This is a genomic window from Streptomyces sp. NPDC007162, from assembly GCF_040634175.1.
In the GTDB taxonomy this organism is placed as follows: domain Bacteria; phylum Actinomycetota; class Actinomycetes; order Streptomycetales; family Streptomycetaceae; genus Streptomyces.
In genome coordinates this window covers 1-8,226 of sequence record NZ_JBEYFC010000151.1, presented here as the reverse complement: position 1 = coordinate 8,226, position 8,226 = coordinate 1, and the positions used below count along the sequence as shown (strand labels likewise).

Annotated in this window: 5 protein-coding genes and 2 pseudogenes; 4 read left to right on the top strand and 3 right to left on the bottom strand. The window is 73.2% G+C overall.

Annotated features, from left to right (window positions below; translation table 11 throughout):
* Window positions 1-211: pseudogene (locus tag ABZ646_RS19685) on the top strand (hypothetical protein); the annotation flags it as partial.
* Here the strand turns inward: ABZ646_RS19685 and ABZ646_RS19680 are convergent.
* Window positions 154-1,476: an aldehyde dehydrogenase family protein gene (locus tag ABZ646_RS19680; protein WP_360520207.1), complete on the bottom strand. Its 1,323-nt coding sequence runs from the start codon at window positions 1,474-1,476 to the stop codon at window positions 154-156. The pseudogene ABZ646_RS19685 and the gene ABZ646_RS19680 overlap by 58 nt on opposite strands.
* 229 nt (window positions 1,477-1,705) lie before the next feature.
* Here ABZ646_RS19680 and ABZ646_RS19675 point away from each other — a divergent pair, with 229 nt between their 5' ends.
* Window positions 1,706-2,746 (top strand): acyl-CoA dehydrogenase family protein, encoded by a 1,041-nt coding sequence (locus ABZ646_RS19675; RefSeq protein ID WP_360520184.1) that lies wholly within the window; start codon window positions 1,706-1,708, stop codon window positions 2,744-2,746.
* A 48-nt stretch (window positions 2,747-2,794) separates the two neighbouring features.
* Here the strand turns inward: ABZ646_RS19675 and ABZ646_RS19670 are convergent.
* A pseudogene (locus ABZ646_RS19670) lies at window positions 2,795-5,125 on the bottom strand (FAD-dependent oxidoreductase); the annotation flags it as partial.
* On the opposite strand from ABZ646_RS19670, the gene ABZ646_RS19665 reads away from it, so the two are divergent.
* Window positions 5,125-5,463 carry a cupin domain-containing protein gene (locus ABZ646_RS19665; RefSeq protein WP_360520182.1) on the top strand — a complete coding sequence of 113 codons (339 nt, stop codon included), beginning with the start codon at window positions 5,125-5,127 and terminating at the stop codon, window positions 5,461-5,463. The pseudogene ABZ646_RS19670 and the gene ABZ646_RS19665 sit on opposite strands and share 1 nt — an antisense overlap.
* Window positions 5,464-5,531: 68 nt before the next feature.
* Here the strand turns inward: ABZ646_RS19665 and ABZ646_RS19660 are convergent, their stop codons facing one another.
* Entirely contained in the window at window positions 5,532-6,710 is a 1,179-nt protein-coding gene (locus ABZ646_RS19660; protein ID WP_360520180.1) for a Glu/Leu/Phe/Val dehydrogenase dimerization domain-containing protein, read from the bottom strand.
* 141 nt (window positions 6,711-6,851) lie between these two features.
* Here ABZ646_RS19660 and ABZ646_RS19655 point away from each other — a divergent pair, with 141 nt between their 5' ends.
* On the top strand, window positions 6,852-8,039 hold the full coding sequence (locus tag ABZ646_RS19655; RefSeq protein WP_360520178.1) for an MBL fold metallo-hydrolase: 1,188 nt from the start codon (window positions 6,852-6,854) through the stop codon (window positions 8,037-8,039).
* Window positions 8,040-8,226 lie beyond the last annotated feature (187 nt).

Below are 8,226 nucleotides of genomic sequence, written 5' to 3'. Positions count from 1 at the left end.
CCCGCTGCCGGACCCGCTGCCGGACCCGCTGCCGGACCCGCTGCCGGACCCGCTGCCGGACCCGCTGCCGGACCCGCTGCCGGACCCGCTGCCGGACCCGCTGCCGGGTGACGGTACCGGTCGAGGTGGCCGAGCGGGGGCTCCTGGTGGCGATCAGCTCAGCGGCTTGACGAGGACCGCCTTGCGGTGGCTGAAGGTCTCGATGGAGTAGCGGCCGTGGTAGCTGCCCATGCCGCTCTCCCCCACCCCGCCGAACGGCAGGTCGGAGACGGTGAGATGGGCCAACGGCAGACCGGCGCCGAGTGCGCCGGAGGAGGTCTCGGCGGCGATCCGCTCCCGGGTTCCTGCGGCCTCGCTGAAGACGTAGAGCGCGAGGGGCTTGTCGCGGTCGTTGATGAACCCGATCGCGCCGTCCAGGTCGGGGACGGTGACGATGGGCAGGATCGGACCGAAGATCTCCTCCCGCATCACCGGGGAGTCGGGGGCGACGTCGGCGAGCACGGTGGGCGCGATGTACCTGGCGGCGCGGTCGGTGTCACCGCCGACGGCGACACGGCCCGAGTCGAGCAGCGCGCTGAGCCGGTCGAAGTGGCGCTCGTTGACGATCCGGCCGTACTCCCCGGACTCCTTGGGCTCGCTGCCGAACAGCTTCTCGACGGCCTTGGCCAGGGCCGGTTCCAGGGCGGCGGCCGTCTCGGGGTCGGTGAGCACGTAGTCGGGGGCCACGCAGGTCTGGCCCGCGTTCAGGAACTTGCCGCGCGCCAGCCGGTCCGCGACCACCGTGAGGTCGGTGTCGCGGTCGACGAACGCCGGTGACTTGCCGCCGAGTTCGAGGGCCACGGGGGTGAGGTGCTCGGCGGCGGCACGCATGACGATCCGGCCGACCGCGCCGTTGCCGGTGTAGAAGATGTGGTCGAAGTGCTCGGCGAGCAGGGCCGTGGTCTCCGGGACGCCGCCCTCGACCACGGCCACCGCGTCGGTGTCGAGGTAGGCCGGGAGCAGCCGGGCGAGCGCGGCGGAGGTGGCGGGGGCCAGCTCGCTGGGCTTGGCGACGACCGCGTTGCCGGCGGCCAGGGCGCCGGCCACGGGGGCGAGCAGCAGCTGGGCCGGGTAGTTCCAGGGCGCTATGACGAGGACGACGCCGAGGGGGTCGTACTGGGTCCAGGCGCTCGCGTCGGCGCCCACGTGCGCAGGGACCGGGGCGGGCTCGGGGCGCAGCCACTGCGTGAGGTGGTCGAGGGTGTGGTCGATCTCGCGGACGGTGAAGTCGATCTCCGTGCCGTAGGCCTCGCGGGCGCTCTTGCCCAGGTCCGCGTGGAGGGCGGCGGCCAGTTCCTCGCCGCGCTCCGTGAGCATGGCGCGCAGTCGGCGCAGCTGGCCGGTGCGCCACTCGACGGGCTTGGTGCGGCCGGTGCGGAAGGTCGCGCGCAGCCGGGCGACGATGTCGGCGGGCTGCTCTGGGGTGGGCTGGTTCACGGATGCCTCGCTGGTGGTGCGGGTGGGCCGGGTGCGGGTGGGCCGGGTGGTCCGGCTGCGGTCTCGGCGGTCAGATGTACTTTGCAACCTTTCACGGTCCGAAGTAAATTCCGACCTCGGGGCACCGTCGGGTTGACATAGATCACATCGGGTCGGCCGGTGGGCCCCGGCAGGGGGCACAGGCCGGCATGATCGCGGCACGGCACCCGGAACCGGAAGAATCCTGTTCATGACCGTTGCCGCACATCCGCTCGTCACCCGCGCCCGCGAACTCGCCGACGGCCTGCTTGCGCCCGCCGCCGAGCGCGTCGACCAGGAGGGGGTGCCCGTCGGCCACATCGAGGCGATCAAGCACTCGGGGCTGCTCGGGGTGGGCGCGCCGGTGGTCTACGGCGGCTCGGCGGCGCCCGCGGCGGTCGTACGCGAGACGGCCGAGATCCTGGCCGGGGCGTGCTGCTCGACCTGGTTCGTGCAGACGCAGCACCACACGCCGGTGCAGACCCTGGTCAAGTCAGAACTTCCGGTACGCGAGCGGCTGTTGGGCCCGCTGGCGCGCGGTGAGCTGCTGTCCGGGGTGGCGTACGCGCACCTGCGCTCGTATCCGCGGGTCCCTGTGCGGGTGCGGGCGGAGGAGGGCGGCCGGCGCTTCCACGGCACCGTGCCCTGGTACACCGGCTGGGGCCTGAACGACGTGCTGCTGCTCGCCGGGGTGACCGAGGACGACGAGGCGCTGTTCGCCTTCGTCGAGGCGCGGGAGCAGCCGGGGCTGCGGGCGTCGGAGCCGATGCGGCTGGCGGCGCTCACCGCGGCCCGGACGGTGTCCCTGGACCTGGACGGCCTGTGGGTGCCGGAGGAGGCGGTGGCGCTGCGGACACCGTACGCGGACTGGGCGGCGGCGGACCGCCCGAAGACCCGCAACGCCAACCCGGCGGTCTTCGGGATCACTCGGGCGGCCCTGGCACTGGTCGAGGAGGCGTACGCCGCTCCCCTGCGGGCCCGCCTCGAAGAGGTGCGCCGCCGGGCCTACGCGCTCGCCGACCACCCGGTGCCGCAGGAGCACACCGCCGAACGCCTGGCGCTGCGGGCCGAGGCGTTCACGCTGATGCGCACGGCGACGACGGCGGCCGTGGTGGCGGGCGGCGGCCGGGCGATGTCCCTGGAGAACCGCGCCCAACGACTGGCGCGGGAGGCCCTGTTCCTGCTGGTCCAGGGCCAGACGGCCGAGTCGCGCGCGGCGCATCTGGGGAAGCTGGCAGGGCAACTCGGCTGACCTCCGGCACAACGGTGTTCGCCCGCGCCTGCGCGCGCAGTTCCTCCCTCAGCCCCGGAGCCGGGACATCGCCGGGTCGAACAACGGCTCCTCGGCCACCACCGCCGCCACGCGCTGGTCGAAGTACCCGATCCGCACCGCCGTCCCGGGTACCGCCAGCTCCGCCGGCAGCCACGCGTAGGCGATCCCCTTGCCGACCGTGTGGCCGTAGGCGGCGCTGGTCACGTAGCCGACGGCGCGGTCCCCGTCGTAGACCGGCTCCTTGCCCATGACCACGGCCCGCGGGTCGTCGACGGTGAGGCAGGTCAGCTTCCGCCGTACGTCCGCCGCGCGCCGCTCCAGCGCGGCCTTGCCGATGAAGTCGCCCTTGTCGAGCCGGACGGCGAAACCGACGCCGGCCTCGTAGGGGTCGTGCTCATAGGTCATGTCGGTGCCGAAGGAGCGGTACCCCTTCTCCAGGCGGAGGCTGTTGAAGGCACCGCGCCCGGCGATGATCCCGCCGAGGGGCCGGGCCGCCGCCCACAGGGTGTCCCAGAGTTTCTGTCCCTGGTCTGCGGTGGTGTACAGCTCCCAGCCGAGTTCGCCGACGTACGAAAGACGCATCGCGGTGACCGGCACCGAGCCGACGTAGGCGCGCTTGGCGCGGAAGTACTTGAGGCCGTCGCCCGAGAAGTCCTCGTCGGTGAGGGGCTGGAGGACGTCGCGGGCGAGCGGGCCCCACAGGCCGATGCAGCAGGTGCCGGGCGTGATGTCGCGGACCTGGACCGTGCCCTCGGCGGGCAGGTGGCGGGTGAACCAGTCGAGGTCGAGGTTGCCGTTGGCGCCGACCTGGAAGAGGTCGCGGCCGAGACGGGCCACGGTGATGTCGCTGCGGATGCCGCCGTCGTGGTCGAGCAGCAGGGTGTACGTGACCGAGCCGACGGACTTGGCGACCTTGCCGGTGACGAGCCCCTCCAGGAAGTCGGCGGCGCCCGGACCGGTGACCTCCAGGCGTTTGAGGGCCGTCATGTCGTACATCGCGACGGTCTCGCGGGTGACCTGGGCCTCGGCGCCGACGATCGGCGACCAGTAGCGGGCGGCCCAGTCGTTGGGGGTGGGGATCTCCCGGCCCTCGACGAGAGGCGCGTTCGCTTCGTACCACTGGGGGCGCTCCCAGCCGTTCGCCTCCAGGAAGAACGCGCCGTGTTCCTGCTGGCGGGCGTGGAAGGGACTGGTGCGGATCGGGCGCGGCTTCCCGCTCGGCTGGAGGGGGTGGAGGATGTCGTACACCTCGGCAAAGTTCTGGCAGCCGCGGGCCAGGACGTACTCGGGGGCCAGTTGGTGCGGCTCGAAGCGGTTGACGTCGCACTCGTGCAGGTCGAACGAGGAGCAGTGGCCGTCGACCAGCCATTCGGCGACCGCGCGGCCGACGCCCGCGGAGTGGGTGACCCAGACGGCCTCGGCGACCCAGAAGCCCTTGACGTCCGGGGACTCGCCGAGCAGCGGGTAGCCGTCGGTGGTGAAGGAGAACAGGCCGTTGATGCCCTCCTCGATCTTGGCCTCGCGGGTGGCGGGCAGGAGGGACTGCGTCTCGGTCCAGGCATCCTCGAAGTCGTCCTCGGTGAACTTCAGGACCGAGGGCATCCGGTCGGCCTCGTCGAAGGAGAGGATGTCGTCGGCGGAGATCGGCATGGGGCGGTGGCCGTAGTAGCCGATGCCGATGCCGTCGAAGCGGTCGCGGTAGTAGAGGTCGGCGTCCTGGTGGCGCAGGATCGGGCGGACGGCCTCCTCGGTCTGGCCGGCGAGGGCGGGGACCGGGCCGGTCCAGGCGAGCTGGTGGGCGAGCGGCGTGAGCGGCAGGTTCATGCCGACCATGCGGGCGATCCGCGGGCCCCAGATGCCGGCGCAGCAGACGACGATGTCGGCGGGGAGTTCGCCCTGGTCGGTCACCACGGCGGTGACGGCGCCTTCGCTCTGCCGCACGTCGAGGACCTCGTGGCGGGGCAGGAAGCGCACCCCGCGTTCGGTGGCCCGGCGGATCTGGGCCTCGACGGCGAGGACGGCCTTGGCGAGGCCGTCGGTGGGGACGAGAAGGCCGCCGAGGACTCGGTCGCGGTCGACCAGCGGGTGCTGCGCCACGCACTCGTCCGGGTCGAGCAGGCGTGCCTCGATGCCCCAGGCGGTGATCCAGCCGTGCCGGCGGTGGAGTTCGGCGAGGCGCTCGGGGCTGGTGGCCACTTCGAGGCCGCCGACCTGGAGGAAGCAGGGCGCGCCGTCGACGTCGAGGGAGCAGAACTTCTCGACGGTGTAGCGCGCCATTTCCGTCATGGTCTTCGAGGGGTTCGTCTGGAAGACCAGGCCCGGGGCGTGCGAGGAGGAACCCCCGGTCGCCGGCAGGGGTGGGAGTACGGCGCGGTGCGGACGCGGCCGAGTGGCGCGATCCGGGCACCGGCTACCGGCGCCGTCAGATCAGCGGCCCGCGCTTTCCGGCGGAGATCGCCGAGATCCGGCTGCCCGCCGGAGCCCGCGTCCCGTACCCGGCGGCGGCCTTCGCCTTCGTACGGCAGCTCGTCTGGGTCCTCGACGGACACCTGACCTTCCACGACGGCGGCACGGTCCACGAACTCGGCACCGGCGACACCGTCGAACTCGGCGCCCCCGCCGACCGCGTCTTCGCCAACACCACCGGCACCGAATGCCGTTACGCGGTGGTCCTCGCCCGCGACATCCGGCCGTGAGCCGCCCGCCGCCCGCACGGCTCTCGCCGCGCCGCTCCTCGGCGCGGGGCCCGTGCGCCGCCGCCCCGTCAGCGGTACCAGCCGAACCGCTCCGCGATCACCGGCAGCCGGTCGGTCACCAGGGCGTGCGCGGCGGCCCGGGGCGTCGTACCGTCGGACTCCGCGCGGTCCAGCACCAGCCCCACCAGTGCCCGCATCGAGCGCCGGGTGTGGGCGAACGCCTCCTCGGCGTCCGGGCCGATGTCGCCGAACAAGGTCCACCACCACCAGGCGTTGGTGCCCGAGTTGACCACCACGTCCGGCAGTACGGTCACCCCGCGCGCGGTGAGCCGTTCCTCCGCCTCGGGCAGCACCGGCATGTTGGCCGCCTCCACGATCCAGCGGGCGGTGACCAGGTGCTCGTTGGCCGTGTCGACCGCGTACGACACCGCGGCGGGCACCAGGACCTCCGCGTCCGTGGCGAGCCAGGCGTCACCCGGCAGTTCCAGGTCGCCGGGGCGCAGCACCGCGCGGTCGACGGTGCCGTACCCGTCCCGCGCGCGCAGCAGCGCCTCGACCTCCAGGCCCGCCGGGTTGGCGATGGTGCCCTTGACGTCGGCGACGGCCACCACCGTGAGCCCCGCGCGGGCCAGGAAGCGTGCCGTGGCCCCGCCCATCGTGCCGAGCCCCTGTACGGCGACCCGCGTCCCCCGGTGCGGCACCCCGGCCCGGTCCAGTGCCGTCAGCGCCGACTCGGCGACCCCGCAGCCGCCGGCCAGCTCGTCGAGACCGATGCCGTCCACCTCGACGGCGAAGGCGTCCGTCAGCCGTCGCCTGGCCGCCGTCTCGTCGTCCAGCAGCGGGTACACCGCCTGCACTGAGGAGACCAGCCCCGCCCCCGCGGCGGCCCGGTCCACCAGGTCCTGGGTGAGCCCGAGGTCCTCGCCCGTGGTCCAGAAGCTCTCGATGTACGGCCGCATGGCCCGCAGGTAGCGGACCAGCAGCGGGTAGGCCCCCGGGTCCTGCGGATCGCAGTCGATGCCGCCCTTGGCGCCGCCGAGGGGGACGTAGCGGCCCTCGGGGTTGTAGTGCAGGGCCTCCTTCATGGTCATCCCGCGGGCAAGCCCGGTGACCTCCTCCAGGGTGCAGCCCGGCCGCATCCGCAGACCGCCGCTGGCCACGCCCCGCACCAACCGGTCGACGACCAGGAAGCCCTGGCGGCCGGTGACGTGGTCGGTCCAGACGAGAGACATCAGGGGAGCGGGCACCGGGGCTCCTCGCGAGCTGTGTGAAGAAAGGGTGTTACTGAACAGTGGGTCAGTATTGGGAGGCGGGTGGTGCGGTGTCAACGCCGACCGCCCGAGGGGCCGACCATAATGGAGGGCCTCGGCTATACCACTGGAGGTACCGTGACCGGTTCGAGTCCCCTGAGCTCCGGGCTCCGCGCGCTGCGGCCCGCCGCCTTCGGTGCGGACCCCGGCGGCGAGCGCCTGGCCCGCATCCAGGGCTCACCGCACTTCAAGGACGGTGTCTTCCAGAACCCCGGAGGGGTCGCGCGCACCCGGCCCTCGGGTTCGATGCTGGACTTCGCGAAGAAGTACTTCGAGAAGGAGCAGCGCGCCCGCCGTGCTCCCCGCGGCACCGTCCCCGTGCATCCCACCACTGTCGCCGACCTCGCCAGGCCCGCGGCGAGCGGCCTGCGGGCGACCTGGATGGGCCACTCCAGCGTCCTCGCCGAGATCGACGGGCACCGCGTCCTGTTCGACCCCGTCTGGGGCGAACGCTGCTCGCCGTTCCCGTTCGCCGGCCCCAAGCGGCTGCACCCGGTCCCGGTGCCGCTCGCCGCGCTCGGCCCGGTCGACGTGGTGGTCATCTCGCACGACCACTACGACCACCTCGATCTGCCGACCATCAGGGCGCTGGCCGGCACGGACACCCTGTTCGCCGTGCCGCTCGGCGTCGGGGCCCACCTGGAGCAGTGGGGAGTGGCGCCCGGCCGGGTGCGCGAGCTGGACTGGCACGAGGCGACCGAGGTCGGCGGCCTCACCCTGACGGCCACCCCCGCCCGCCACTTCTGCGGGCGGGGGCTGCGCAACACCCAGCACACCCTGTGGGCGTCCTGGGTCGTGGCGGGCGCGGAGCACCGGATCTACCACAGCGGTGACACCGGATACTTCGACGGTTTCAAGGACATCGGAGCCGACCACGGCCCGTTCGACCTGACGATGATCCAGATCGGCGCGTACAGCGAGCACTGGCCCGACATACACATGACACCCGAGGAGGGCATGCGCGCCCACCTCGACCTCCAGGGCGGCCGGCCGCACGGCGCGCTGCTGCCGATCCACTGGGGGACCTTCAGCCTGGCCCCGCACGCCTGGGCCGAGCCGGGGGAGTGGACCAAGGACGCGGGTGACGAGGCGGGCCAGGCGGTGGCGCTGCCGCGCCCAGGTGAGCCCTTCGAACCGTCCGGGAAGCTGCCCGCGGAGCCGTGGTGGCGCACGGTGTCGGCGCCGATCCCCCGGCCCTGGCGCCTCGCGGTACGGCCGGAGAACACACCGGGACGAGAGGACCTCGACCTCGCGGGCGAGGCGTGACGCGGGCCCGGTGGCGCGGGCCTGAGACGGAGCGTGGTGACGGGGCGCATGCGCGTGGGGCACTCGTCGTCCTCTCGAAGTGGGACGGCGGCAGGCGCGTGCTGGTGATTCCGCCGGAAACCGGTGCTGACGCCGCCGCGCAGCTGATGGCAGGCGACGGCATCGATGTCCCTGCCCGGGAGCAAGC

What these genes read in the sequence shown, in the direction of transcription:
- ABZ646_RS19675 (WP_360520184.1), top strand. Translation starts at nt 1,706, where the DNA reads ATGACCGTTGCCGCACATCCGCTCGTCACCCGCGCCCGCGAACTCGCC.